The sequence below is a fragment of the Hymenobacter oligotrophus genome, assembly GCF_003574965.1.
Classification (GTDB): domain Bacteria; phylum Bacteroidota; class Bacteroidia; order Cytophagales; family Hymenobacteraceae; genus Solirubrum; species Solirubrum oligotrophum.
Map to the genome: position 1 here is coordinate 260,099 of NZ_CP032317.1, position 25,908 is coordinate 286,006.

Here is a 25,908-nt window from a genome sequence, read left to right on the forward strand (position 1 = left end):
GGCCAAAATGCGCAAGCGTGCATCTTTGCAGCTCCCAACCCCCTTAGCCCTTGACAAACGCCGTACTCAGCTGGAGCGGAGGCAAAGACTCGGCCCTGTGCCTGCACCACGCCCTGCAAAACCCCGGCTTGCGCCTTACACACTTGCTCACCACCCTCAACGAGCACTACCGCTGCGTGGCCATGCACGGCGTACGGGCCGAGCTGCTGGAAGCCCAAGCCGAGCGCATAGGCCTGCCGCTGGTGCCCGTGTGGCTGCCCGAAATGCCCAGCATGGAAGTATACGAGCAGCGCATGACCGATGCCCTAGAGCACTTGGCGGCACAGGGCGTGCGCACCACCGTATTCGGCGATTTGCACTTGCAGGATTTGCGCGCCTACCGCGAACAGCAGCTGGCGCGCGTGGGCTGGCAGGCCGAATTTCCGATTTGGCACAAGCCGGCTGCCGAGGTTATGCGCGAGTTCATCGACCTAGGGTTTCGGGCCGTAGTGGTGTGCGTCAACGATCAGCACCTCGACCAAAGCTTTTGCGGGCGCGAGCTCGACGAGCACTTTCTGCGCGACTTGCCGCCTGGTGTTGACCCATGCGGCGAAAACGGCGAGTACCACAGCTTTGTGTACGAGGCGCCCTACTTCAGCCGGCCCATTGCCGTTGCGCGCGGCGAGCAGGTGCACCGCACGTATCGCCCAGCCGCCGACACCGAAAACGCCAACAACGACTGTTACCGCAACGAGCCCAGCCCCTTTGGCGCTGGCTTTTGGTACCAGGATTTGCTGCTGGCGCAGCCCTAGGTGCCGCAGCCACCCCCACGCACAAGGGCCCCGGCAGCACGCGCTGCCGGGGCCCTTGTGCGTGGGGCAAGTCCTCCTAAATCGGGTGGTACGGGTTGTAGTCGCTTTCGTCGGTGGGGGCAAACGGGTCGATTACGCCGCTGACATAGGCCTCGGGCTGATCGAGGTGGTGGTGGCGCATGCGGTTTTGCTTGCGCCGCTTTAGGTGCTTGTTGCTGCCGTTGCGGCGCTGGGCCAAAATGGCGTAGGCCGCTAGCCCAACCACAGCGGCCGTAGCGCCTACCAGCAACGGCGTGCGGGGATTAAGTACGGGCGGCGGCACCGATACTACGCCCGATTCGTCGGCCCGGGCGGGCTGCGACACGTAGCGGCCGTGCGCTGGCACAGCCAAGCGGTCGAACTCGCGGGCCAGCTGCTCCAGCTCTTGCTGCAGGGCATCGCCGCGCATGGCCACGCCGTGGCCGGTGGCGGCAATGGCCGGTTTCAGCTGCGCCAGCATTTCTACGGAACTGCGGGCGGCTTGCCAGTCGCAGGTAAAGTACTTGGGCGGGCCGTGCACCTCCTGGCGCTGCTCCCACACGGCAATGGCCGATTCTTGCTCCACCGTCACGAACGCGTCGCCCACAAGCAGCAGGCGGTCCGATTCGCGGAAAAACGACACGTGGCCGGGCGTGTGGCCGGGCGTGTGCAGCCAGCGCCAGCCCGGCAGCTGCGGCACCGAGCCATCGGCGGGCAGCTCGTGCACGCGGTTGCCTAGGTCGTAGGGCGCTTTGGGATATAGCACCGACATAACAGCCATGGCACCGCCGCCCACGGTGGGGTCGGGTGGGGGGTAAGAGGAGCGCCCCGTGAGGTACGGCAACTCGAGGCGGTGTGCGTACACGGGTACATCCCAGTGCTCGGCCAAGGTTTTGAGGGCGCCGGCGTGGTCGAAGTGGCCGTGCGTCATGATGATGGCCTCGGGGCGCGAGGCCTCCCCGAACAGCGTTTCGGCCGCGTGGCGAATTTTGCCCGCCGCGCCGGGCAAGCCGGCATCCACCAGCACCCACGGGCCCGAGCTAGGCTCTTGGCGCACGAAAAACAAATTCACAAACACGTTGCGCAGGGCCCATACGCCCGGTGCCACGTATTGCAAATCGGGGGTGGTGGCGCGGTTCGGGCGCGATTTCAGGTTATCCAGGTGGTGATTGGTCATAGGCGTAAGGGTTAAAATCGGTGAGAAGCGGGGCTAGTATTCGCAGCTGCACAGCACCTCGCGTTTCGGTTCGGATACCTGGTAGTTCGGCAACGACACTTCTTTCATGTACACCACATCGAGGCGCTTGAGCGGCGGGTTGCGCGGGTTGAGGTGCCACAGGCGCAGCATGTAGTTGCAGTAGTACGGCCGCATCCAGGAGTTGTCGACAAACAGGTAGTTCTCGGAATACTTGCGCCACCGGTCGTTTTTGTGCAGCGCCATTACCGAGTACGGTTTCTCGTAGCTAACGGGGCGGCCGTTGCGGTACAAATCGTACAGGCGGCCGTTGGCGGCGTTGCCTTCGATGATGTACCAGCCGTCGTCTTTGAACACGGCCGGCGCAAACATGCCCCAGTGCTGATCGGTGCGGAACTGGTAGCCAAACCAGCGCAGCGGCTCGCTCATGGTGTATTTGGGCGCGATGATGCCGTCGAGGTTCCACCAAATGGTGTACCCCACGAGCACGTACAGCACGGTTTCGCGGAGCATGGGCAGCAAGGCGTAGCCGGGCTTGCGGGCCCTAGGTCGCCAGGTGGCCTGCACTTGCAAAGGCAGCTGCCAGGCCGGCAAGCGCTGGCGCAGCCCCCCTAGGTAGCCTGCGCAACGCTGCGTGGCCGGGCCCAGCTTGCGCTCCAGCCAGTTGAGCACGGGCGCGGGCAGCAGGCCCATGAGGGAGGCGAAGTTGATGACGAAAAACAACCCCACGAACAGCGTAAGGCTGATGCCAATGTGGAAGCTGAACAGCACCACCACGAACACCGTCCGGAAAAACGCGGTGCCCACCGGAATAAACAGCAGCACGGGCAGCAGCAGCTCGGTGTAGTAGGTAAGGTGCGTCAGCCAGCGCATCAGCTCGAAGTGCGGGTACAGCAGGCGGCCGCCGGGCATCAGCACCTGGTCGAGGCTAAGCGCGTAGTAAATGGCCGTGCCTTCGGTGGTCCATTCGGGCGCGTTTTTCAGGAAGGCCGTGCACACGTACACCAAGGCAATCTGCACCACGTAGGCCACCGTGGCGGCACTAAAGTGCGTGTAGCTCGCGGGTGCAGGCTGGCCTTCGGCGTCTTTGCTCCACACGCGGCCCCAAGGCAAAAAAATGCCCCAAAACAGCAGCATGCGCAGCAAATCGTCGCCGCCTTGCGCAATCATAGGGTTGCGGTTTTGCAACGACACCAGCATCACCCACGACAGCACCGTCATCAGGCGGGTGCGCCAGCCCAGCAGCAAGCCCACGGCAAAACCGGCGGCCGCCAAAAACAGCAGCGCCTGCACCTGCCACAGGCCGCTCATGTTGTGAATGGAAAACTCGTAGGGGTTCCAGGCCCGCTCGAACAGCACGTGCAAGGGCAAGACCCCCAGGTTGGTGTAGTGGGCTTCGAGGTCGGTGCTGCGGATGCCCAAATCGAGCAGAACAACCGCCGCCACGGCCATGCGCATCAGCGCCAGCGCCCGAATATCTACCTCGAACAACCGGCGCACCCGGGCCAGCAACCGCAGGCCGGGCCCGTTGCCGCGCGAGGGAGGCGGAGGCGCAGAAAGGGCAACCTCCTCGGTGGGAAGTTGCCCTGGCGCCCGGTCAAGCTGTTCGACCGAAGTGTGCAAAGCCGTCAGAAATTAGCGGGTGGTAGAACCGGAAGTAGTGCCCGAAGTGGTGCGGCCGGTGGTAGAGCCCGACGTGGTACCCGAAGTAGTACCCGACGTGGTGCCGCGGGTAGTAGAGCCCGAACGGCTGCCCGAGGTAGAGGTGCTGCGGGTAGTGGAGCCCGAGGTAGAACCGCTGGTGGTGCCCATGGTGGTGCCGCTGGTAGTACCGCTGGTGCTCATCGTGGTAGAGCCGCTGGTAGTGCCCGAGGTGGTTCCGCTCGTGCTCATGGTGGTGCTGCCGCTGGTAGTACCTGAGGTGGTGCCGGTGGTGCTGCCCGAGGTGCTCATGGTGGTAGAGCCCGACGTGGTGCCCGAGGTAGTGGTACCCATGTCGCTGCCCATGGTGGTGGTACCCGAGGTAGAGCCGCTGGTAGTACCCATGGTGGTGCTGCCGCTCGTAGTGCCCGAGGTGGTGCCGGTGGTAGTGCTGCCCGATGTGGTAGCGGGCGTGGTCGAGTCGTAGGAGCCCGAGGTGGTGCCGCTACCCGAGGTAGAGCCCGACGTAGTGGCCCCGGAGGTGGTTTCGCGGTTGCAGCCCGACAGAGCCACCGAAACGCTCAGCACAGCGGCCGAGAACAAGAAGAGCGGGGAGCGAAGCGACTTTTTCATAGCGGTAGGGGGTAATGGTTGTGAGAAGAATTAGAACGCAATGCCGGAACGACGAACTCCAAGACGGGCGGGGGGCACGCGGCCCCCGTGCAATGCCAGCCCATACTTTACGTAGCTCGCCAAAGAAGAGCTATATAGCGGTGTTTATTTTTAGCCGATGAGCTTGCAGCGCAGGCAGAAAAAAAGGACAACCACAAGCGTGACGTCCTTTTTCTCCCTCCTCTTTCCAAAATGTGAGCGTGTAAGTAATGCTTAGTTGGTAGTGCTGCCGCTGGTAGTAGAAGCCCCCGCTCCGGAGCCCCCCGTGGTACCACCCGTGGTGGCTTCGTTGGTAGTAGCGCCGCCGCCCGTCGAGCCAGCTGTGGTGCCGGCCGTGGAGCCCGCGCTCGAGGTAGTGCCGCTCATGCCGCCGCCCGTAGTCACGCCGCCGCCGGTAGTGCCCGACGAGGTGCTGCCCGTGGTGCCCGAACCGGTGCCGTCGGTGCTCATGCTGCCGGTGCCCATGGAGTCGGTGCTGCCCATGTCGGTGGTGGTTTCGGTATCCGAGCCTTGCCCGGGGCCGGTGCCGTCGGCACCCATGCCGGAGCCGGCGTTGGAGTTGCCATCGTTGCCACAAGAGCCCAGGGCCAGAAGCGCAAATAAAGCGCCCGACATGCACCAATTGCGTGTACGGTTCATCATTGAGGGGTTATTGGTTTTGAATGGTATTTTGCTGATAGTGCGGCAAATACAGAAGGCTTATACGCCCTGGGATAGGGTTCAGATGAATTTTTTCGAGAAAATTTTGTGCACGTTTTTTGCACTAATCAAGGTGTCGGGCTGGGGTATGCGGGCCACTTTAACTTTGCATGGCGCCCAACCCAACCGCGGTTCGTTGGTTTCGTACTGGCACTGCACCCCGCACCAACCCCTTCTGCCATGACCCCGGGTTCCTCCATCATCCTTTTCGACGGCGTTTGCAACCTGTGCCACGGCTTGGTGCAGTTTATCATCGAGCGCGACCCGCAGGCCCGTTTCCGGTTTGCCTCGCTGCAGTCGGAGGCCGGGCAGCGCCTGATGCCCGGCGGCGCAAACCCCGACCCCGAAAACCCCGACTCGGTGGTGCTGATTGAGAACGGCCAAGCCTACACGCACTCCACGGCCATCTTGCGCATTGTGCGGCACCTAGGCGGCGGTTGGCGGCTGCTGGGCCTGGGCATGGTGTTGCCGCGCTTCTTGCGCGATGCCGCCTACCGCTTTGTGGCGCGCAACCGCTACCGCTGGTTTGGCAAGCAAAACGAATGCTGGCTGCCCACGCCCGAGCTAAAGGCGCGCTTTCTGTAAGCCGATGTGCCTACATTTCCTATTGAACCCAGAACGCCGGCGCGGGCGGCAGAACAGGAGCGTAACCTGTTCCGCCGCCCGCGCCGGCGTTCTGACGTTTGGCCGAAGCTTAAGCCGCCGACGAAGCCGCGTGCTCGTCGGTGGCTTGGCTGGCCGAGGGCAGCAGGCTTTGCAGCGCTTTCACCAGCGAGCCGGCTCCGGACCCGAAAAACTGCTGGTCAAACTCTTCCAAGGCCCACGCGGCGCGCACCACGGTTTTCAGGCCGGCGGGCGTAAGCGAAAGGCTGCGGGCGCGGGCATCTTGCTCGTTGGCGGGCCGCTGAATCAGGCCTTTTTCCTCCAGTGCGCGTACGATTTTGCTGGTCGTCATTTTGTCGTAGTGCGCAAACTGCGCAACGAGGGCCTGCGTAACCGGCGCCGGCTGCTGACCTAGGCGCTGCACAGCCGACAACAGCAAAAACTGGCTGGGCGAGAGGCCCATGGGGTGCAGCACCTCGCCCAGGCGGCGCTGCCAGTGGGCAGTGGCTTGGGCCAGCAAAAAGCCCGGGTTCACATCGGGGCCTTCAAACGTAAACAGCGGATCGAGCGGAAGTGCCATAGGAATTTCGGTAGGTTGCGCGCCCAAACACGTGGGCCAGTTCGGTTTTCGGCTAAACGCATTTCCCGTAAACAGGTTTACCGTAACCTTGCTTACTATCAACACATATCCTTGGCAGCCGCGCCGTGCGGCACTTTTTCTGTTATGAAAGCTCTTGTTCTCGACGGGGTAGGCCAGCCGCTGCAACTGCGCGAAGTGCCCACGCCGCAGCCGCAAGCCGGCGAAGTATTGGTGCAGCTGCAAGCCGCCGCCCTCAACCACCGCGACGTTTGGATCCAGAAAGGCCAGTACGCGGGCCTGCGCTTCCCGATTATTCTGGGTTCCGATGGCGCCGGCACCGTGGCCGATTTAGGCGAGGGCGTACCCGAAAGCCTGCGCGGCCAGGAGGTCGTCATCAACCCCGGCCACAATTGGGGCGACAACCCCCGGGCCCAAGGCCGCGCGTTCACCATCCTGGGCCTCCCGCACGACGGCACCTTTGCCGAGTACGTGTGCGTGCCGGCCCGCTACGTGCACCGCCGCCCGGCGCACCTCACGCCCAACCAGGCCGCCGTGCTGCCCCTGGGCGGCGTTACGGCTTACCGGGCGCTTTTTACCCGCGGCGGGCTGCAAGCCGGCGAGCGGGTGCTGATAACTGGCATTGGGGGCGGCGTGGCTTTGCTGGCCTTGCAACTGGCTTTGGCCGCCGGCGCCGAGGTGTGGGTAACCTCGGGTTCCGACGATAAGCTGGAGCGCGCCCGCGCCCTAGGTGCCCGCGGCGGCATTAGCTACCGGCAGGAGGGCTGGGGCACCGCGCTGGCCAAGCAGGCGGGCGGCGGCTTCGATGTGATTATCGACAGCGCCGCGGGCCCCGGCACGGTGCAGCTGCTCGAAGCGGCCAATGCCGGCGGGCGCATTGTGTTTTACGGCGGCACGGCGGGCGTCATGGCGCAGCTGCCGCCGGCGCGCATCTTCTGGAAGCAGCTGAATTTGATGGGTTCCACCATGGGCACCGAAGCGGATTTTGCCGGCCTGCTCCGCCTCGTGGACGAGAGCAAGCTGGTGCCCCTGATGGACGAGGTGTACCCGCTGGCCGAAGGCGAAAAAGCCATGCGCCGCATGGACGACGGCCAGCAATTCGGTAAGCTGGTGCTGCAGATAAATTAATATGCAACTGGCTGGAAATTAGCGACAATAAATTGCGTTTGGAAAGGCGCAAATGGAATGTGCGGCGGCCCCTAGGTGTTCTATTACCGACACTGAAACAGCAGCTGATACTGACATGAAAACACCCGCAGAATACCTCGACGTGCCGGTTTTTTACCTTACGTATCCGACGGGTGAAGTAGCCGAGCAAGCGCCCGTGGTTAGCTACGACGACGCCCTGCGCGCCGTGGAAGCGGCCCTGGCCGATGCCGAGAAGTACCGCTACCTGCTGATGCGTGCCCTGCGCCGCTCGCAAGACCCCGAAGGTACCGTGCCCTTTGGCCCCGCCGCTACCGATGCCGGTGCCGATGTGCGTCCCATGTACCCCGACATTGCTGCCTAACCTAGGCGCTTTCGCTTACATATTACCTTACCTTGCCGGCGGCTTCTCCCACGAGAGGCCGCCGTTTTTATTCCCCGAACTGCCGCGGCGCCCAAGCTCGCGCTAATGTTCAGTAACTGCCTGAGGTTAAAGCCGAACTGCACATTGCCCTAGGGTAGAGGGTGGGCCTTACTCAACTGCAAGCCAAGCAGCCCTAGGTGCAGTGGCCGAAATGGTAGCGGGGGAGCCGGGCTGCCGCAGCATAGCACCATTTTGCGGCTCGGCGCGGGCACTCCGCAGCGGCAAAATTGCTGCCTGAGTTGGCACCGAGGCAGCGGGGCCGGGGTATTGGCCGTAAATTGCTAAGCCGTAGCCTACCTGCGAACCAGGCGTTAGTCAGCAAGTGGCTTTATGTCCGGAACCGATGCCCGCTTTCGAATGCCCATTCCTTACGCTTCGCTCAAACATTTTCTCCTGGGTTGGTTGTTGGCCTGCACGTTGCTGGCGGCGCCCACCCAGGCGCAGCGCTTTGCCGCCATCGGCGACTACGGCTACGCCGGCACGCCCGAGCGCGACGTGGCCTCGTTGGTAAAAAGCTGGAACCCGCACTTCGTTATCACCCTCGGCGACAACAACTACGATTACGGCGACTCCACCACCATCGACCAGAATATTGGCCAGTACTACCACGAGTACATCGGGTTTTACCAAGGGCGCTACGGGCAGGGCTCGGCCTACAACCGGTTTTTTCCGAGCCTCGGCAACCACGATCTGTACACGGCCAACGGCATTCCATTTCTGCGCTACTTTACCCTGCCCGGCAACGGGCGCTACTACGAGTACCGGCGCGGCAACGTGCATTTTTTTGTACTGAACAGCGACCCGGCCGAGCCCCACGGCGTAGCCAGCAACTCGGTGCAGGCCCAGTGGCTGAAGCGCCGCCTGGCCCTGGCCCGCGCCCCCTGGAAAGTGGTGTACTTCCACCACGCGCCGTATTCGTCGGGCCAGCACGGCAACGCCACCGTTATGCAGTGGCCTTTTAAGGATTGGGGCGCCTCGGTTGTGCTATCGGGTCACGACCATCACTACGAGCGCCTGCTCGTCGATGGGTTTCCGTATTTCGTGAACGGCTTGGGCGGGCGCAATATCTACAACCTCAACCCCCAGCGCACCGCCGCCGGCAGCCGCGTGCGCTACAACGCCGACTACGGCGCCATGCTGATGCAGGCCTCGGCCGACACGCTGCGTTTGGAGTTTTACACCCGCCGCGGCCAGCGCATCGATTCGTATACCTTGGGTAAAGGTTTGCCGCTCGAGGGCACCTTGTACCCGCCGGCGCCCAACCCGTTTAGCGGCTCCACCGAGCTGGCGTTTGCCGTGCCGGAGCCCGGACGGGTGCAAATCAGGGTGTTAAACCTGCTCGGCCAGGAAGTAGCCACGCTGTTCGACGCCGACGTGCGCGCCGGCAAGCGCCAGCTAAGGTGGTATCAAGGTGCGCTGAAAGCGGGCATTTACCAAGTGGTGATGACGAGCCCCAGCGGCAAGGTTACGGCACGCGCCGAAGTGCTGTAGCCTGCTCGGGGTGGTTGCCAGCCAGGCGCTGGGCCAGCACCACCGCCAAATCGGCGGCTTGTTGCCGCAACTCCGGTACCGCTGTCGACTCGAACCACAAAGGGCGCAAACTCGGACCTAGGGTAAACAAGTGCTCCGAGGGCGCGCCCGTACTGTCGAGCAAGGCGCCCTCGGCCGAGGTTTGAATACCGAGGCGCATGGCATCGGGCACGAGCAGGCCAGCGCGGCGCAGCTGCACAATCAGCGGGTCTTTGAGCTGTTGGTAGTCCATCAGCGGGCCGGTACACAGCACCACGTGGTCGGCTTGCAGCCAACGGTGGTCGTGGTTGTGACGGATTTGCACGGCCATTTGCGCGCCGCGGCCTTCGATGTGGCGTATGCGGCCTTTCTCTATCTGCAAACGTCCGCTGCGGCGCAGCTCATCGAGCACGGCGGCGTTTTGCGGCGGGTTGCGGTGCCGCAGCGTCGACCACAAGGTGGCCAAATGCCGCATAAAGCGTTGCTGCTCGGGCTTGGGCCAAGCCGCCCAAATGTGCCCTAGGTTGGGGCGCAGGGCATCGAGCACGGCCCGCCAGTTGTAGCCTTCGGCGGCGCCTTTGGCCACGTGCCGGCGCACCACGCGCAGCACTTCAGTTACGGTGCGCAGGCCAGCTATTTCCGAGGCGTAGTAATTGGGGTAGGGGGCAACGGCCGTTTCGGTGTGGGCTACGGGCCAGCGGCCGTGGCGCGACACGGCCAGCAACGGGCCGCGGTGGCCGTCGGCCCGCAGGCCCATCAGCACATCGAGGGAGGTAAGGCCCGTGCCAATCAGCATCACCGACTCGTGGGGGGCAATGTTGCGCAGCGCGCCGGGCGCCCACGGGTTGGCATGGAAGTGCGGGTGCTGATGGTAACCGGTATCGGGCCGCACCGGCATGCTAGGCGGAAAGTTACCCAGGGCCAGCACCACCGTGTTGGCATTTAGCTCGCGGCCGTCGTCGAGTATTACGCGCATCTGGCAGCCACCCGCCGTTGGGGTAGCCGCTACGGCGCGGTTGGCTAGCCACTGCACGCGCACGCCGTTGATGGCGGTATTCTCGAGCGCCGCTTGCACCAGGCTCTCGATGTAGCGGCCGTAGGTTTGGCGCGGACAAAAGCCGTATTCGCCCTCCGGGATGCCGTTTTCGTGCAGCCACTCCACAAAGTGGTTGGGCTGATCGGGAAAGGCGCTCAGGCCCTGGCTGCGCACGTTCAGCAGCCACTCGGGCCGGTCGTTGGTGTAGGCCGTGCCGGGGCCGAGCCGCTCGCGCGGCTCCACCACTACTACATCGAGCGGCCAGGGGCCGCCCGGCAGGCGCGTGAGCTGCACGGCCAGCAAGCTGCCAGCCACTCCGCCCCCGATAATGAGTATGGTACGCCGCGTCATGACAGAGCCTTGTAAGCCCAAGAGTATCTTGAGCATGAGTCCGAAAAAAGGAATTTTTCCGGACTCTGCCTACCTAGGCTTTCGGGCAGCGGGCGCGGCAGGCCGGGCTACAGATACGCGTTCGGCACCAAAAAGTCGCGCACGTATTCGCTGATGCCGTCTTCGAGCCGCGTGAAGGGCCGCGCGTAGCCAATGCTGCGCAGCTTGCTCATGTCGGCCTGCGTGAAGTATTGGTACGTGTCGCGGATGTCCTCGGGCGTGTCCTTGAACTTGATGTCGGCTGTTTTATCGAGCGCGGCAAAGGTGTTCAGGGCCAGATCGAGGAAGGTGCGGGCCTCGCCGGTGCCTAGGTTGTAAATGCCCGAGTTGCGGCGGTGGTGCATCAGAAAGATGCACACGTCGGTGAGGTCGCGCACGTAAATAAAGTCGCGCATCTGCTCGCCGTCGGCAAACTTGGGGTTGTGCGAGCGAAACAGCTCCATCGTGCCCGTACGCTGCACCTGCTGAAAGGTGTGGAATATCACCGAAGCCATGCGGCCTTTGTGGTACTCGTTGGGGCCGTACACGTTAAAGAACTTCAGGCCCGCCCAGAAAAACGGTTTTTCCTGCTGCTGAATGGCCCAGTTGTCGAAGTCATTCTTGGAGTCGCCGTAAGGGTTCAGGGGGCGCAGCAGCGGTAGCAGGGCTTCGTCGTCGGAGTAGCCCAAGGTGCCCGAGCCGTAGGTAGCCGCCGAGGAGGCGTACACCAGCGGCAGGTTGTAGCGTACGCAGGCCTCCCACATTTGCTGGCTGTAGTTCAGGTTCAGCAAATCGAACACGGCCTTGTCTTGCTCGGCCGTGTCGGTGCGGGCCCCTAGGTGGAATATGAACTCCACCTGCTCGTGATTCTTGTCGAGCCACTCGAAAAACTCGTTGCGGTCTACGAACTCGCGCAGGCGCTTGCCTTTGAGGTTCGGCATCTTCTTCTCCACCGAGAAGTTGTCCACCGCCACCACGTCGTTGAAGCCATCGGCGTTGAGCCGGCTTACCATGCAGCTGCCGATAAAGCCCGCTGCGCCCGTCACGATAATCATAAGCTCGGAGTCGTTTTCTGTGGGGCAAAGGTAGGGCCGCCACGGGCAATGCACCAGCCGGGCCGCCAAGCCGGCCGCAAAAGCCTGCATGCAGGCGGCGTAGCCCCACCGGAGCGCACAAAAAAGCCCGCCCGCAGCGCGTGCGCGGGCAGGCTTTGGGGTGTGGGGGCGGCCGTTGCCGGCGCCGCTGGGGTTATTGGTTAAGCGAGGCGCTGTACATCCACACCGTTTTTTCCTGCTCCCGAATGTAGTCGCTCATCAGTGCGCCGGTGCCTTCGTCGCTGGCTTCGCTGGCCAGCTCCAGCAGCTCGCGCTCCAAAATCAGCAAGGCCTGAAAGTTCTCGACCACGGTGCGCACGGCGGCGTTGCCCTCCGACACGTTCGTGGCTTCTTTGATGGTGGCCGTGCGCACGTAATCGGTAAACGAGTGCAGCGGGCGGTGGCCCAAGGTGAGAATGCGCTCGGCTATTTCGTCGATTTTCACCAGTGCATCGGTGTACAGTTCCTCAAACTTGGCGTGCAGCTCGAAGAACTTTTCGCCTTTGATGTTCCAGTGAAAACCGCGGGTGTTGATGTAGAAAATCTGGTAGTTGGCGAGCAAGGTGTTCAGGCCCGTAGCAAGTTGCTGCGCCTGAGCCGAGTCTAAACCGATGTGGTTCTTCATGTGCGTTTTGGGAGTGGATTGAGGTACGAACAGCGGCAGCCTCGCCCCGCGCTGCGCCGGCCGGCTGCTCTGGGTGTATAAGCAACGGGGGATACCTAGGGTTTGGCCCGGTGCCAACGCCACAGATTTACGCTCGGCCGAGCTGCGGGTTTTGGCCAAGCTGCCAACCCGCCGCGGCGCCCCAAACCGGGCCCGAAGTTTCCGCTACCTTTGGCCCACTGTTTCTTGGTTGAGTTTACAACCAAACAGCGGCAGGTGCCCGGCCCTAGGTCGGGCTTAAAAAGGGAATCGGGTGCAACTCCCGAACAGACGCGCTACTGTAAGTACCCGCTAGCCAAGTCTTTTCGAGCAAGCCATTGCCCCACACCTAGGGGCGAGAAGGCCGGAAGGATGGTACAAGTCAGGAGACCTGCCCGCCGCTGCTTGGGTGACGCCTTCGCGCCTACAAGGCCGTCATCAGGTAAGGAAAGCAGCCGCCATGCGCTGCCGTGCAGTTTTTTGCCAAAGCTGCACCAGCGCCGTTGGGTGCCTTGCCTGTTGGCTATTTGAGGAAAGCGGAGCGCACGGTAAAACAGCTAGGCAGCAAGTATTCGGTGGCCCCCGGGCCAGCCTTTTTCTCTGCTTGATGACGCCTCTTTCCCTAGGTTCCGACTTGTTTGCGGTGCCCGTGCCGCCGTTGGTGCCGGCCGGTAGCACGCTGCCCGCCGCTGTGCAGCACCGCATCGATACCAAAACCAAACCCCTGGGTGCCCTAGGTCAGCTCGAAGACCTGGCCCGGCAGACCTGCCTGGTGCAGCAAACCCTTACGCCCACGCTGCAGCGGCCGCACCTAGTAGTATTTGCCGCCGACCACGGCATTGCTGCCGAAGGCGTAAGCCCGTACCCCGCCGAAGTAACCGGCCAAATGGTGCGCAATTTCGCCGCGGGCGGGGCGGCCATTAACGTGTTTTGCCGGCAGCACGGCCTTACGCTGCAGGTAATAAATGCAGGCGTAGCCTCCGACCTAACCGATGTGCCCGGCGTGCGCGATGCTAGGGTCGGAGCGGGTACGCGCAGCTTTCTGCACCAAGCGGCTATGTCGGAGGCCGAGTGCCAGCAGGCCCTGAACGCCGGTGCAGCCATCATTAATGAGCTGCACGCCGCCGGTTGCAACGTGGTGGGCTTCGGCGAAATGGGCATTGGCAATACTTCCTCGGCGGCGGTGCTGCTGCACGTGCTCACGGGGCAGCCGCTGGCGCACTGCGTAGGCCGCGGCACCGGCCTCGACGACGCCGGCCTGCAGCGCAAGCTCGCGGTGCTTGCCCAAGCCGTGGCGGCCCACCCCGAGGTGTCGGCCAGCAACCCTCTGCAAATGCTGGCTACGTTCGGCGGCTTCGAAATAGCGCAGCTCTGCGGCGCCATGTACCGCGCCGCCGCCCTGCGCATGCTGGTGCTCGTCGATGGCTTTATCGTGAGTGCTGCGCTGCTGGTGGCGGCCCGCCTCGAGCCCACTGTGCTCGACTATTGCGTGTTCTGCACCCAATCGGCCGAGGCGGGGCACCGCCATTTGCTGGCCGCCCTAGGTGCCCGCCCGTTGCTGCAGTTGGGCTTGCGCTTGGGCGAGGGCACCGGCTGCGCGTTGGCGTACCCGCTGGTGCAGTCGGCAGTGGCATTCCTGAACGAAATGGCTTCCTTCGAAAGCGCCGGCGTAAGCACGGCCACCGCGGAGGCATCAGCTGCCGAAGCCCGATGAAACAGTGGCTCCGCACCCAAGTAGAGCTGCTGCTGACGGCCGTAATGTTCTACACCCGCATACCCTGCCCCGGCTGGATTGGCCACTCCGAGGAACTGCTTAACCGCTCCACTATTTATTTCCCGCTGATTGGGTGGCTGGTGGGCGCGGCCTCGGCCGTGGTGTACCTAGGGGCGGCTTACTTGTGGGGCTCGGCTATCGGCTTGCTCCTGAGCATGGTGGCTTCGGTGCTGATTACCGGCGCTTTCCACGAAGACGGCTTTGCCGACGTGTGCGACGGTTTTGGCGGAGGTTGGACAAGCGGCCGCATCCTCGAAATCATGAAGGATAGCCGCGTGGGCACCTACGGCGTGGTGGGTTTGGGCTTGCTGATGGCCACCAAATTTGGCGCCCTGTACCAAGTGGGCGGCGCCGAATCGGCCGTTAAAGCCTCCATCCCTGTGTTGCTGCTGGTGGCGCACCCGCTCAGTCGCCTCACGGCGCTTAGCTTCGTATTCACGCATCAGTACGCCCGCGAAAACGACGACGCCAAAGCCAAGCCCGTAGCCAAAGCCCTCGACCTAGGTCGGCTGCTGACGGCCAGCGCTTGGGGCCTGCTGCCGTTGCTGGCGTGGGTGGCCTACGCCCAAAACCCGGGCATGCTGCTGGTGCTGCTGCCGCTGGCTATCCTGCAAATAGTGCTGGGTCGGTGGTTTCAGCGCTGGATTGGCGGCTACACCGGCGACTGCCTCGGCGCTACCCAGCAGTTGGCCGAAGTGCTGATCTACTTGTTTTTCACCGCCCGTATTTGGTTTTAATGGCTGCTCCGCTGCTCGATGTTTACCTGATCCGCCACACGGCAGTAGCCACACCGGGCCTCTGCTACGGCCACCACGACGTAGGCCTGGCCGAGAGCTTCCGCGACGAAGTAGCCGCGTTGCAAACCAAGCTACCCGCGGCGCCGGGTCAAGGTTTTCGAGCTTTCACCAGCCCATCGTCGCGCTGCCAGCAACTGGCGCACACCGTTGCCGGCACCGCCACTCCCGACGAGCGCCTGCGCGAAATGCACTTTGGCGTTTGGGAAAACCGCTTGTGGAGTGAGCTGCCCGAGACCGAGCTCACGCCCTGGATGGCCGACTACGTAACCGTGGCGCCGCCCGCCGGCGAAACCTTTCAGCAGCTGCAAGACCGCGCCACGGAGTTTTTGGCCGAGCTACCTCAGCTGCCCGCCCATGCTGGACCGGTGTTGGTATTCACTCACGGCGGCGTAATTCGGGCCATGCTGGCGCACTGCCTGGGTTACCCGTTGCGCAATGCCTTTCAGGTAACCATCGACTTCGCTTCGGTTACGCAGCTTACCCATCAGCACGGGCGCTGGCAGGTGCGCACCGTCAACCGCTAAACAGTACTTAGGGGCAAGGCTTTGCTTGCCGCTCATCATCACTTATCTGCGCTCTACTTTTGCTAGCCATGCGCTATCTGTACTCGCTGTTGCTCGGTCTTTCGCTGGCAGCTTGCTCCCAAGCTCCTGATTCGGCCAACGCATCAAAAACCGCTGCTGCGGTGCCCGCACGCATCACCGTCACCGACGACCTAGGCCGCACCGTCAGCATTCCGTCGCGCCCCAAACGTGTTATGGCTCTAGCAGCTTCTATGACGGAAATGCTGTTTGCCGTAGCCGACACCAGCACCATCATTGCCCGCACCCAAGCCTGCGACTACCCGGCCGCGGCGCTGCGCAAGCCCAAAGTCAGCAGCTACCCCGTCGATTTCGAAACCATTGTGGGCATGCACCCCGATGTAGTGTTCACAATTGAGGGCATGACCAGCGCCGCCGATGCCGCCCGCCTGCAGCAGTTAGGCGTGCCCGTGTACTACCAGCGCTACCGCCGCGTCGAGGACATCTTCCGCGGCCTCCGCGACCTAGGCCGCCTGCTTGGTCGCGAGGCGCAAGCTCAGCACCTCACCGATTCGCTCCGGCGCGAGCTGGCCAGCCTGCCCGCCACCGCTGGCCCCAAGCCGCGCACGTTGGCCATTACCTGGCTCGACCCAATTTACGCCTACGGCCGCAACACGCTCTTCACCGATAAAGTCCGGCTGGCCGGCGGGCAGAATGCTCTGCAAGATTCGTTTCCGCAGCCTTACCCGGCGCTTACCCGCGAGTACATTCTTAAGCTGAACCCCGATGTGCTTATTGGCGGGCGGTTTGGCAAGCTCGATAGCACGTTTTTCCGCATGTACCCCGAGCTGCGCCGCATCAAAGCCTACCAAACCCGGCAGGTGTACCCCGTCGACGGCGACCTGATGGCCCGCCCCAGCCCGCGCGTCGTCGAATCCGTACGCGAGCTACACCGTTTGCTGCACCCCACTACATGAGCCGTCGTGCGCCGCTGCTTTTTGGCTTAACTCTGGTAGCTGCCTTTGGGCTGCTACTGATAGGTATGCGCCTGGGCAGCATCGAAAGCGCCGATTACGCCACCCTTTGGCAAGCCCTGCAGCACTACGATGCCAACAACCCGGCGCACTTGGTGCTCATCGAGTTGCGGCTGCCTAGGTTGTTGCTGGCTTTGTTGGCCGGCGGAGGCTTGGCCCTGAGCGGCTACCTCATGCAAGCCATGGTAAACAACCCCCTGGCCGACCCGTACCTGCTCGGCACAGCTTCGGGCGCTTCCCTAGGTGCTTTGGTGGTGAGTGTGTTGTTGCCAGCTGCCAGCACCATCACGCCCTGGATCTTACCCATCGGCAGCTTGGCCGGGGCCGCGGGCGCCACCTTGCTCGTAATCGGCATTGGCTCGCGCCGCGGCCGGCTGATACCGGCCCAACTGCTCCTGGCTGGTGTGGCCGTGGCCGCCATGCTCAATGCCCTAGGTGGCCTCATCATCTTTCAGGCCCAAACCGATTCGCAGCTGCGCGCCGCCGTGTCGTGGGCGTTCGGCAGCCTGGAGCGAGCCGGTTGGGGGTTGCTTACAGGCCCGGCCTTGGCAGTGGTTATCGGCCTTGGCTTAGCCTGGGCCATGCGGCGTCACCTCAATATTTTGCTGCTAGGGGAGGAGCGGGCCGCCGCCCTAGGTCTGGATGTGGGCCGCACCCGCTGGGCATTGCTCCTGGCAGCCAGCGGCATTACGGCCGGGGTGGTGGCGCTGTGCGGGCCGCTGGGCTTTGTGGGGCTGATTGTGCCGCACATCACCCGCGGGCTGCTTGGCGTAACGGGCCGCCTCAACATAGCCTTCTGCGCGTTGCTGGGCGGTACGTTTTTGCTGGCCTGCGATTTGCTAGCCCGCTGGCTCTACCCGCCGGCCGGTTTGCCGGTTGGGCTGATAACGGCCCTGTTCGGCGTACCGTTCTTCGTATATTTGCTCCGACGTAAGGGGGCTTAGGACCTTGGGAGCTTACGGGCTGAAGCACGGCTTCGGGCCTGCGGGCAGCCAAGGTCCTAAGCCCCTGAGTTCCCAAGACCCTTTCCAATGATTTACCTCAGCCGTCAGGAGCACTTCAACGCCGCTCACAAGCTCTACAACCCCAACTGGAGCGAGGAGCGCAACAAGGAAGTGTTCGGGCCCTGCGCCAACACCAATTGGCACGGACATAACTACGACCTCATCGTTACGGTAAAGGGCCAACCCGACCCCGAAACCGGCTTTGTAGTTGATCTGAAAGCGCTCAGCGTGCTCATCCGCGAGCATATCGTGCGCCACGTCGACCACAAGAACCTAAACCTCGATGTGCCTTTCATGGCCGGCAAGCTGGCCAGCACCGAGAACTTGGCCATTGCTTTCTGGGAAATCCTGCAGCGCGAATTGCCGGGCATTACCAGCACGGCTCAGCTGCATTGCGTCAAGATTTACGAAACGCCCCGCAACTTCGTCGAGTACTACGGAGAGTAAATTCCGGATGCTGAATGATGAATTCCGAGTTCGATTGAATTTGGAATTGCCTCAATTCAGAATTCAGAATTCATAATTCAGAATTCACCCCTAGTGAAATACTACCTGATTGCCGGCGAACGGTCCGGCGACTTCCACGCCGCTCGCCTCATGCGGGCCCTCAAGCAGCAAGACTCCACCGCCGAGTTTCGTTGCTGGGGCGGCGACATGATGAAGGAAGCCGGTGGCGAACTGGTGCACCACTACGACGAAATGGCCATCATGGGCTTCGTGGAGGCCGCTACCAGCGTGTTCAAGTTTCGCCGATTTTTGAAGGAAGCCGAGCAAGACCTGCTGGCCCACAAGCCGCACGTACTTATTCTGGTCGATTACGCCGGCTTCAACATGCGGGTGGCCAAGTTTGCCAAGGCGCACGGCATCAAGGTATTTTACTACATCTCGCCAAAAATCTGGGCCTGGAACCAAGGCCGCGTGCACAAGATCAAGCAATTGGTCGACCGCATGTTCGTAATCTTGCCCTTCGAGCAGGAGTTCTACAAGCGCTTCGATTACGAAGTCGACTACATCGGCAACCCCACGGCCGATGCTGTGCACGAGCACCCTGAGCCCACCGATTTCCACCAGCGCAACGGCTTCGATCCGCAGCGGCCTATTATTGCGGTATTGCCTGGCTCGCGCAAGCAAGAAATCGAGGAGATGCTGTTTGAGATGCTGCGCATTCTGCCGCCGTTTCTTGATTACCAGTTTGTGGTGGCCGGCGTGTCCAACCTCGACAAAGCCTATTACCATCACTTCGAGCGCAACAACGTGCGCATCGTGTTTGAGCAGACCTACGATTTGCTGCGCCATGCCAAAGCCGCTATCGTAACCAGCGGCACGGCCACCCTCGAAACGGCTTTGTTTGATGTGCCGCAGGTAGTTTGCTACCGCACCAGCACTATTTCCTATCGTATTGGCAAGGCCGTTATCAAGGTGCCCTACATTTCGTTGGTGAACCTGATTGCCGGCCGCCAAGTGGTAAAGGAGTTAATCCAAGGCGAGTTCAACGCCCGCAACCTCGTGGCCGAGCTGCACCGCCTCCTTGAAGACGATACGCATATCGCCGAAATAAAAACCGGCTACGCCGAAATTCGCGAAAAGCTGGGCCGTCAAAATTCTGCGCAAAAAGCCGCTGAGCTGATGGTAGGCTACCTGCTTACGCGTTAGACTCAACCGCAGGTCGTTCATAAGCGTATCAAGCAAAGAGGCTCCGGATTAACTAATCCGGAGCCTCTTTGCTTTGTATAAGTGGTAAGCTTTGTGGTGCGTACAAGTTGCTTCAATGTCTTCTTCGATAAGCTATAGCAACAAACAGCGCTGTAAAAAAAGCAGATAGCAACGCTATACCGGCAAACCATCTATTTGTTGATGCGGGTATATGATGGCCTGAGCCATAATACAACATCCATAGGAAGCCTAGGCAAAGCCACCAAATTATTAGCAAGCCATAACCTAGCGCTGATTTGAAACTCATAAAAAGCAGATAGCGGCAGAAAAGATTACTTTTCTGCCGCTATCTGCTTTTTCCAGAATGCTATGCTGCCCTCAATTGCTTAAGCGGCGATTTCTCAAACTTCTCGTGCGCGTAGTCGAGGTCGATGACCAACTCCGTGGTGTCCGTTACCGAGGGCATATCGAACATGGCGTCGGTCATGATGCTCTCGCAGATGGAGCGCAAGCCGCGGGCGCCTAGGCGGTATTCGTCGGCTTTGTCCACGATGTAGTCCAGCGCCTCGTCGGTGAACGTCAGGTTGATGCCCTCCATTTCGAACAGGCGGTGGTACTGCTTCAGAATGGAGTTCTTGGGCTCCGTCAGGATCATGCGCAGCGTGGCCTTGTCGAGCGGGTTCAGGTGCGTGAGCACCGGCAGGCGGCCAATCAGTTCCGGAATCAGGCCGAACTGCTTCAGGTCCTGGGCCGTGATGTAGCGCAGGAAGTTGTTCGTATCTACCTTCTCCTCCAGCATCGTTTTGGCGAAACCTAGGGGCTTGGTATTCAGGCGGCTCTTGATGATGCGGTCGATGCCCACGAAGGCGCCGCCGCAGATGAACAGGATGTTCTCCGTGTTCACGGTAATCATCTTCTGCTCGGGGTGCTTGCGCCCGCCGTGCGGGGGCACGTTTACGGTGGTACCTTCGAGCAGCTTCAGCATGGCCTGCTGCACGCCCTCGCCGCTCACATCGCGCGTAATGCTGGGGTTGTCGCTCTTGCGAGCAATTTTGTCTACTTCGTCGATGTACACGATGCCGCGCTCAGCGGCTTCCACGTTGTAATCGGCGGCTTGCAGTAGGCGCGTGAGGATGCTTTCCACGTCTTCGCCCACGTAGCCAGCTTCGGTCAGCACAGTGGCATCGGCAATGCAGAAGGGTACCTGCAGCACCGAGGCCAGCATTTTGGCCAAGAAGGTTTTGCCCGTGCCGGTTTCGCCTACCATAATGATGTTCGATTTTTCAATCGTTACGTCATCCTTGCCGGCGGGCTTCTGCATCAGGCGCTTGTAGTGGTTGTACACGGCCACTGCCAGCACCTTCTTCGCTTCATCTTGGCCTACCACGTACTGATCGAGGTATTCCTTCATGTCGCGGGGCTTCACGAGGTTGAACTTCGGCGCCTTCGCGTTCGAACGAATTTTGTTCTCCTCGTTCAGGATTTGCTGCGCTTGCCCAACGCAACGCTCGCAAATGTGAGCGTTGATGCCGGAAATCATTATGGAAACCTCGCGCTTGCTTTTGCCGCAGAACGAGCAGGTGATATCTGCCATTGTCGAAGGAAAGTCGAAAATCTAACTGTACAGCCTAATTGGGTAATACAGCCTCAAAGGTACGAATTCGGGAACGCCGCTTGTACACGGAAAAGTGCCGATACAAACAGCTTCTACAAAAAGAACAACCGTCCCATCCTGAAGTTGCAATTCAGAATGAGACGGTTGCATGTTATCTGTCGTGTCGAATAGCGTAAGGTATTCGGCTGGATTAGCCAGAACCCGGATTGCTCGCTATTCTCGGAACCACAGCCGTTGCTTACTTCTCCAGCTTGTGGCGCTCCAGTACCTCGTCGATAATGCCGTATTCCTTGGCCTCGTCGGCGCGCATCCAGTAGTCGCGGTCGGAGTTGTCGTGCACTTCCTGGTAGGTTTTGCCCGTGTGCTTGGCCAAGATGTCGTAGAGCTCTTTCTTGAGCTTGAGGATTTCGCGGGCCGTGATTTCGATGTCCGACGACTGGCCCTGCACGCCGCCCGAGGGCTGGTGGATCATGACGCGGGCGTGGGGCAGGGCCGAGCGCTTTTCCGGGGCGCCGCCGGCCAGCAGCACGGCGCCCATGGAGGCGGCCAGGCCGGTGCAGATGGTGGCCACGTCGGGGCCCACGTACTGCATCGTGTCGTAGATGCCCAGGCCGGCGTACACCGAGCCGCCCGGCGAGTTGATGTAGAGCAGGATGTCCTTCTTGGCGTCGGCCGACTCCAGGAAGAGCAGCTGCGCCGTGATGATGTTGGCAATGTAGTCGTCGACGGGCGTGCCCAGGAACACGATGCGGTCCATGATCAGGCGCGAGAACACGTCAATCTCGGCAAAGCGCGTGGGGCGCTCCTCAATCACCGAGCGCGTCATGTTCGTGACGAAATGGCGGCTTTGGCCTTCGATGTGGTGCAGATACTGATCGACACCCAAACCGCTCAGGCCTTGGCCTTTAACGGCAAATTTGCGGAATTCCTGTTTGTTCAGCATTGACTGAAGGGGTAGGAGAATGGTTGGTACGGCATGATACCGGCGCAAGGCCGGGGAGCAAAGGGTACGAAAAAAGCCCTTACTCCGACGAAGTAAGGGCTTTTTTTTAGAGGGAATCAACCCCGGGCGAATTACGCCTGCGGTTGGTTCCGGAAGTCCTCGGCCGTCATCGGCTGGTCTTTAACAACAATCTGGCCGCGCAGGTTGTCGAGTACTTTTTCTGCCAGAATGGCTTCGTACTCCTGCACATAGTTCTTGCCGTTCTCCTGGCGCAGGTAGTTGTCGGCGAAACCGCGCACCGATTCGCGCAGCTCGTCGGATACCTCCGGCATGTTGAACTGGCTCAGGATCTTGCTGATCGTGCGGTCGAGAATCTCGTCGTTCGACACGTTCAGGCCTTGCTCTTCAACTACTTTGTTGCGGATCAGCGACCATTTCAGCTCCTTCTCGTAGTCTGAGTAGTGCTCTTCTACCTGCGTGGGCGTCAGCTTGCCTTTGTTGGCAGCCACCAACCACTTTTTGAAGAACTCCTTGGGCAGGTTGATTTCGGTCTCGGCAACGAGCTTGTCGATCAGGCGGCGGTTCAGCAAGTTGTTCGACTCACGGTCGTAGTTCTCTTGGATGGTTTCGCGCACTTTCGCGTCGAAATCTTCCTTCGAGGTTACGGCGTCTTTGCCGAATACTTTGTCGAACAGCTCTTGGTTGAACTCGGCTTGTGCCGAGCGGTGGATTTGCTCCACTTCGAAAGTGTATTCGCCTTCAACGCCAGCAGCCAGCTCCTTCGAAAGGCCCGTGAAGTTAGCAATCAGGGTAGCGTCGCCGCCGAAAGCTTCTTTCAGATCGAAAGTCACTACGTCGCCAGCTTTCACGCCCACAAACTTATCGGCGCCGCTTTTCACCTTGTTGGTGGGCAGCATCACTTTCTGCGAAAACTCCGTGGTTTCCTGCTTCAGCTGGCCCGAGATGTAGTCGCCGGCTTCTGAGGTTTCAGGAGTGGTGTTTTCGCCGAACTGGCGGCCGATCTGCTCGTAGGTGTCGTCGAGGGTGCTTTGGTCCAGCTCCACTTTGGGGCGCTCCACCTCGAACGAGTCGCCGGTCGGCAGCGTGAAGTCGGGAATCAGGCCCAGTTCGAACTGGAAGTCGAAGTCCTTCTGGGTGTCAAAGTCTACGTTCGAAGGCACGGGCAGCGGGTCGCCCAGCAAACGCAGGTTGTTTTCCTTGATGTAGCCGTCAACCGACGAGCTCAGCAGGCGGTTGATTTCGTCGACCAGGATGCCCTTGCCGTACATCTTGCGCACCAGACCCGCCGGCACTTTGCCCGGACGGAAGCCCTTGATCTGCGCCCGCTTGCTGGTCTCCTTGATTTGCTTTTCTACAGCTTCCGAGTAGTCAGCTTCGGTGAGGCGCACCGTCAGCAGGGCGCCCTGCTGTTCGTCTTTTTTGTCGAGGGTAATGTCCAAAACGAGTCGGAGGTTAAAGGTAAGCGGGCCACTGGCCCAGTTAGATGAAAAGGCAACAAGCCCCCAACGCACCGGGGCCGGGGAGTTGAGGGCTTGTATCGAGTTGCTGCCGAAGCAGCGTGCGAGTGGTGCGGATGGAGGGACTCGAACCCACACGCCTTGCGGCACCAGATCCTAAGTCTGGCACGTCTACCAATTTCGCCACATCCGCATATAGCCGCAACCGTCTGCCGCGGGGCCGCAAAGCTAAACAAGGTTCTCGGAAAATCAAATCCTGAGGAAAAGTTGGCAACGCCGAGCGGCAAAATCTTGTTATAGCCCTAGGTGCATTGGCCCCTAGGTGCGGTTGGCATCGGCAGCCTTTATCGGCTTGCCCATCGGAACCTAAGCTAGGGAAACAGGTTTTTGTACCTTCGTCTGCCGCTTCCGCAAGCGGCCCGCAGTGCTTTTTCGCCAATGGCAACTCTTATAGATCCTGAGGTAGAACGGCAGGAAATTCTCCGCCACTACCGCCGCCTGCTTCGCACGGCCAAGCCTTACCTGAAAGAAGGCGACGCCAAGCTGATTAAAAAGGCCTTCAATACCTCGCTGGAGGCCCACAAGGACATGCGCCGCAAGTCCGGCGAGCCGTACATTCTGCACCCGTTGGCCGTAGCCCAGATTGTGGTGGAGGAAATAGGCCTGGGTACCACCAGCATTGTGGCGGCGCTGCTGCACGATGTGGTGGAGGACACCACCTGGGAGATTTCCGATGTGGAGCGCGAGTTCGGCAGCAAGGTGGCGCGCATTGTCGATGGGCTTACCAAAATCTCGGGCGTGTTCGACTACGGCACCTCCGAGCAGGCCGAGAATTTCCGCAAGATGCTGCTGACGCTGTCGGAAGACGTGCGCGTTATCCTCATCAAAATTGCCGACCGCCTGCACAACATGCGGACGCTCGACTCGATGCCGCGCCACAAGCAGCTCAAAATCGCGTCGGAAACGATTTACCTTTATGCTCCGCTGGCGCACCGCCTAGGTCTGTACGCCATCAAGAGCGAGCTGGAGGACCTGCACCTGAAGTACACCGATACGGAAACCTTCCGGGAGCTGACGCAGAAGGTGCGGCAGAGCCGGGGTGCGCGCAACCGCTTTATTAAGGAGTTTGTAACGCCGCTTGAGGAGGAGTTGCGGGAGCAAGGGTTTGATTTTGAAGTAAAAGGCCGGCCCAAAAGCATCTACTCCATACTGCGGAAGATGCGCAAGCAAAACATTCCTTTCGAGGAAGTGTACGATTTGTTTGCCATCCGCGTGATTCTGAACGTGCCGCCCGAGCAGGAAAAAGCCGCCTGCTGGCGCGTGTACTCCATCGTTACCGACTTCTATCAGCCCAACCCCGACCGCTTGCGCGATTGGGTGAGCACGCCCAAAGCCAACGGCTACGAGAGCCTGCACACCACGGTGATGTCGCAAACCGGCCAATGGGTGGAGGTGCAGATTCGTTCGCGGCGCATGGATGACATTGCCGAGAAAGGCTACGCCGCACACTGGAAGTACAAAGACACCGGCGCCGTGCAGCCCGAGTCGAGCCTGGAGGCGTGGATCAGCAAGGTGCGCGAGATGCTCGAAACCAACAACTCCAACGCCCTGGAGTTCATGGATGAGTTCCGCCAGAACTTGTTCGTGAAGGAAGTTTACGTCTTCACGCCCAAGGGCAAGCTCATTATTTTGCCCGACGGCGCCACGGCGCTCGACTTCGCCTTCGAAATCCATACGCACATCGGGCTGCAGTGCCTAGGTGCCAAGGTAAACCAGAAGCTGGAGCCGCTGAGCTACCGCCTGCGCAACGGCGACCAAGTGGAAATCCTGACCTCGCAGAAGCAGCGCCCCACGGAGGAATGGCTGGGGTACGTGACGACATCCAAAGCTCGCTCGCGCATTCGCGAATTCCTGCGCGACGACAAGCGCACCAAAGCCGAGGACGGTAAGTTTTTGGTAGAGAAGCGCCTGGAGCTCCTAGGGGTCGAGCAAAATCCCGACAACCTAAACCGTTTGCTGGCGCACTTCAACGTGCACAACCTGCACGAGTTTTACTACCGCTTGGCCATCGGCCAGATCGACGGGCGCGAAATAAAGGAAAGCCTGTTCGACCCGGCTACGCCGGCCCCTAGGTTGCCTTCAATGCTCGAGCCCAAGGCCTTCGACCAAGAGGTGCAGAAACTGCGCGGCGTGCGGCCCGACATGTTATTGATAGGGGAGAAGACCGACACGATTCGGTACACCATTGCTACTTGTTGCAACCCCATTCCGGGCGACGATGTGTTCGGGTTCGAAACCGATCAGAGCATCGAAATTCACCGTACTTCGTGCCCTAAAGCCACCAGCCTGATGTCGAGCTTTGGCAACCGCATTGTGCGCGCCAAATGGACGGATCAGCTCGAATTGGCTTTCCTGGCCGGTATTCGCATCAAAGGCTCCGACCGGGTGGGCTTGGTGAACGACGTAACCAAGATTATTTCCAACAGCCTCAAGGTAAACATGCGCTCCATCACCATCGACTCGGACGACGGCATGTTCGAAGGACAAATAATGGTGTTCGTGAACGACACCGCCCATCTGGAAAAGCTGATTCAGCGCCTTTCGCGGGTGCGCGGCGTACTCTCGGTTGAGCGTTTCGGTTCCTAGGTCGG

The 25,908-nt window shown here is 61.0% G+C and carries 24 protein-coding genes, 1 tRNA gene and 1 riboswitch; of the genes, 14 read left to right on the forward strand and 11 right to left on the reverse strand.

Going from position 1 to position 25,908, the window contains the following annotated elements; genetic code table 11:
* Positions 1 to 50 precede the first annotated feature (50 nt).
* A complete protein-coding gene (locus tag D3Y59_RS01000; RefSeq protein WP_119443346.1) occupies positions 51 to 791 on the forward strand; it encodes a Dph6-related ATP pyrophosphatase in 741 nt (246 codons plus the stop codon).
* Positions 792 to 867: 76 nt separating this feature from the next.
* Here D3Y59_RS01000 and D3Y59_RS01005 read toward each other — a convergent pair whose 3' ends face one another.
* Both D3Y59_RS01005 and D3Y59_RS01010 read right to left on the reverse strand, forming a co-directional pair.
* The gene (locus D3Y59_RS01005) at positions 868 to 1,986 is read right to left on the reverse strand and encodes an MBL fold metallo-hydrolase (RefSeq protein WP_119443347.1); all 1,119 of its coding nucleotides are present in this window, start codon (positions 1,984 to 1,986) and stop codon (positions 868 to 870) included.
* A gap of 33 nt (positions 1,987 to 2,019) precedes the next feature.
* The gene (locus D3Y59_RS01010; protein ID WP_240410456.1) at positions 2,020 to 3,627 is read right to left on the reverse strand and encodes an HTTM domain-containing protein; all 1,608 of its coding nucleotides are present in this window, start codon (positions 3,625 to 3,627) and stop codon (positions 2,020 to 2,022) included.
* A 19-nt stretch (positions 3,628 to 3,646) separates the two neighbouring features.
* Between D3Y59_RS01010 and D3Y59_RS18425 the strand changes: the two genes are divergently transcribed.
* Positions 3,647 to 4,132, forward strand: a complete 486-nt coding sequence (locus D3Y59_RS18425; protein WP_205590860.1) for a hypothetical protein — start codon at positions 3,647 to 3,649, stop codon at positions 4,130 to 4,132.
* Positions 4,133 to 4,530: 398 nt separating this feature from the next.
* Here the strand turns inward: D3Y59_RS18425 and D3Y59_RS18120 are convergent, their stop codons facing one another.
* Positions 4,531 to 4,959 carry a hypothetical protein gene (locus tag D3Y59_RS18120; protein ID WP_162910453.1) on the reverse strand — a complete coding sequence of 143 codons (429 nt, stop codon included), beginning with the start codon at positions 4,957 to 4,959 and terminating at the stop codon, positions 4,531 to 4,533.
* 237 nt (positions 4,960 to 5,196) lie between these two features.
* Between D3Y59_RS18120 and D3Y59_RS01025 the strand changes: the two genes are divergently transcribed.
* Positions 5,197 to 5,601, forward strand: a complete 405-nt coding sequence (locus D3Y59_RS01025) for a thiol-disulfide oxidoreductase DCC family protein (RefSeq protein ID WP_119443348.1) — start codon at positions 5,197 to 5,199, stop codon at positions 5,599 to 5,601.
* 109 nt (positions 5,602 to 5,710) lie between these two features.
* On the opposite strand, the gene D3Y59_RS01030 is transcribed toward D3Y59_RS01025, so the two are convergent.
* The gene (locus tag D3Y59_RS01030) at positions 5,711 to 6,199 is read right to left on the reverse strand and encodes a MarR family winged helix-turn-helix transcriptional regulator (protein ID WP_162910454.1); all 489 of its coding nucleotides are present in this window, start codon (positions 6,197 to 6,199) and stop codon (positions 5,711 to 5,713) included.
* Between the two features lie 144 nt (positions 6,200 to 6,343).
* Between D3Y59_RS01030 and D3Y59_RS01035 the strand changes: the two genes are divergently transcribed.
* The 3 genes from D3Y59_RS01035 to D3Y59_RS01045 all read left to right on the forward strand — a co-directional run bounded on the left by D3Y59_RS01035 (position 6,344) and on the right by D3Y59_RS01045 (position 9,278).
* Positions 6,344 to 7,345 carry a zinc-binding dehydrogenase gene (locus tag D3Y59_RS01035; protein ID WP_119443350.1) on the forward strand — a complete coding sequence of 334 codons (1,002 nt, stop codon included), beginning with the start codon at positions 6,344 to 6,346 and terminating at the stop codon, positions 7,343 to 7,345.
* Between the two features lie 115 nt (positions 7,346 to 7,460).
* Positions 7,461 to 7,727 (forward strand): hypothetical protein, encoded by a 267-nt coding sequence (locus tag D3Y59_RS01040; protein ID WP_119443351.1) that lies wholly within the window; start codon positions 7,461 to 7,463, stop codon positions 7,725 to 7,727.
* Positions 7,728 to 8,144: 417 nt separating this feature from the next.
* Entirely contained in the window at positions 8,145 to 9,278 is a 1,134-nt protein-coding gene (locus D3Y59_RS01045) for a metallophosphoesterase family protein (protein WP_162910455.1), read from the forward strand.
* Here D3Y59_RS01045 and D3Y59_RS01050 read toward each other — a convergent pair.
* From D3Y59_RS01050 to D3Y59_RS01060, 3 genes are all read right to left on the reverse strand, one after another.
* On the reverse strand, positions 9,253 to 10,719 hold the full coding sequence (locus D3Y59_RS01050) for an FAD/NAD(P)-binding protein (protein WP_119443353.1): 1,467 nt from the start codon (positions 10,717 to 10,719) through the stop codon (positions 9,253 to 9,255). The genes D3Y59_RS01045 and D3Y59_RS01050 overlap by 26 nt on opposite strands.
* Positions 10,720 to 10,790: 71 nt before the next feature.
* Entirely contained in the window at positions 10,791 to 11,756 is a 966-nt protein-coding gene (rfaD, locus tag D3Y59_RS01055) for an ADP-glyceromanno-heptose 6-epimerase (protein WP_119446267.1), read from the reverse strand.
* A gap of 193 nt (positions 11,757 to 11,949) precedes the next feature.
* The gene (locus D3Y59_RS01060; protein WP_119443354.1) at positions 11,950 to 12,420 is read right to left on the reverse strand and encodes a Dps family protein; all 471 of its coding nucleotides are present in this window, start codon (positions 12,418 to 12,420) and stop codon (positions 11,950 to 11,952) included.
* 236 nt (positions 12,421 to 12,656) lie between these two features.
* Positions 12,657 to 12,851: riboswitch (cobalamin riboswitch) on the forward strand.
* Between the two features lie 194 nt (positions 12,852 to 13,045).
* On the opposite strand from D3Y59_RS01060, the gene cobT reads away from it, so the two are divergent.
* The 7 genes from cobT (at position 13,046) to lpxB (ending at position 19,221) form a co-directional block, all read left to right on the forward strand.
* The gene (gene cobT / locus D3Y59_RS01065; RefSeq protein ID WP_119443355.1) at positions 13,046 to 14,152 is read left to right on the forward strand and encodes a nicotinate-nucleotide--dimethylbenzimidazole phosphoribosyltransferase; all 1,107 of its coding nucleotides are present in this window, start codon (positions 13,046 to 13,048) and stop codon (positions 14,150 to 14,152) included.
* Positions 14,149 to 14,949: an adenosylcobinamide-GDP ribazoletransferase gene (locus D3Y59_RS01070; protein WP_119443356.1), complete on the forward strand. Its 801-nt coding sequence runs from the start codon at positions 14,149 to 14,151 to the stop codon at positions 14,947 to 14,949. Before cobT ends, D3Y59_RS01070 begins: the two co-directional genes overlap by 4 nt.
* The gene (cobC, locus tag D3Y59_RS01075; RefSeq protein WP_119443357.1) at positions 14,949 to 15,533 is read left to right on the forward strand and encodes an alpha-ribazole phosphatase family protein; all 585 of its coding nucleotides are present in this window, start codon (positions 14,949 to 14,951) and stop codon (positions 15,531 to 15,533) included. The genes D3Y59_RS01070 and cobC overlap by 1 nt, the downstream gene beginning before the upstream one ends.
* A gap of 68 nt (positions 15,534 to 15,601) precedes the next feature.
* A complete protein-coding gene (locus D3Y59_RS01080) occupies positions 15,602 to 16,507 on the forward strand; it encodes an ABC transporter substrate-binding protein (protein WP_119446268.1) in 906 nt (301 codons plus the stop codon).
* Positions 16,504 to 17,508 (forward strand): FecCD family ABC transporter permease, encoded by a 1,005-nt coding sequence (locus D3Y59_RS01085; RefSeq protein ID WP_119443358.1) that lies wholly within the window; start codon positions 16,504 to 16,506, stop codon positions 17,506 to 17,508. Before D3Y59_RS01080 ends, D3Y59_RS01085 begins: the two co-directional genes overlap by 4 nt.
* 87 nt (positions 17,509 to 17,595) lie before the next feature.
* The gene (locus tag D3Y59_RS01090) at positions 17,596 to 18,015 is read left to right on the forward strand and encodes a 6-pyruvoyl trahydropterin synthase family protein (protein ID WP_119443359.1); all 420 of its coding nucleotides are present in this window, start codon (positions 17,596 to 17,598) and stop codon (positions 18,013 to 18,015) included.
* A gap of 93 nt (positions 18,016 to 18,108) precedes the next feature.
* A complete protein-coding gene (lpxB, locus tag D3Y59_RS01095; protein ID WP_119443360.1) occupies positions 18,109 to 19,221 on the forward strand; it encodes a lipid-A-disaccharide synthase in 1,113 nt (370 codons plus the stop codon).
* A gap of 367 nt (positions 19,222 to 19,588) precedes the next feature.
* On the opposite strand, the gene clpX is transcribed toward lpxB, so the two are convergent.
* The 4 genes from clpX to D3Y59_RS01115 all read right to left on the reverse strand — a co-directional run bounded on the left by clpX (position 19,589) and on the right by D3Y59_RS01115 (position 23,450).
* Entirely contained in the window at positions 19,589 to 20,815 is a 1,227-nt protein-coding gene (clpX, locus tag D3Y59_RS01100) for an ATP-dependent Clp protease ATP-binding subunit ClpX (RefSeq protein WP_119443361.1), read from the reverse strand.
* 259 nt (positions 20,816 to 21,074) lie between these two features.
* The gene (locus tag D3Y59_RS01105) at positions 21,075 to 21,779 is read right to left on the reverse strand and encodes a ClpP family protease (protein ID WP_119443362.1); all 705 of its coding nucleotides are present in this window, start codon (positions 21,777 to 21,779) and stop codon (positions 21,075 to 21,077) included.
* Positions 21,780 to 21,910: 131 nt separating this feature from the next.
* Positions 21,911 to 23,239 (reverse strand): trigger factor, encoded by a 1,329-nt coding sequence (tig, locus tag D3Y59_RS01110; RefSeq protein ID WP_119443363.1) that lies wholly within the window; start codon positions 23,237 to 23,239, stop codon positions 21,911 to 21,913.
* Between the two features lie 126 nt (positions 23,240 to 23,365).
* Positions 23,366 to 23,450, reverse strand: a tRNA-Leu gene (locus D3Y59_RS01115).
* Between the two features lie 245 nt (positions 23,451 to 23,695).
* Here D3Y59_RS01115 and D3Y59_RS01120 point away from each other — a divergent pair.
* Positions 23,696 to 25,903 carry a RelA/SpoT family protein gene (locus D3Y59_RS01120; protein ID WP_119443364.1) on the forward strand — a complete coding sequence of 736 codons (2,208 nt, stop codon included), beginning with the start codon at positions 23,696 to 23,698 and terminating at the stop codon, positions 25,901 to 25,903.
* The last annotated feature ends 5 nt before the right edge of the window (positions 25,904 to 25,908 follow it).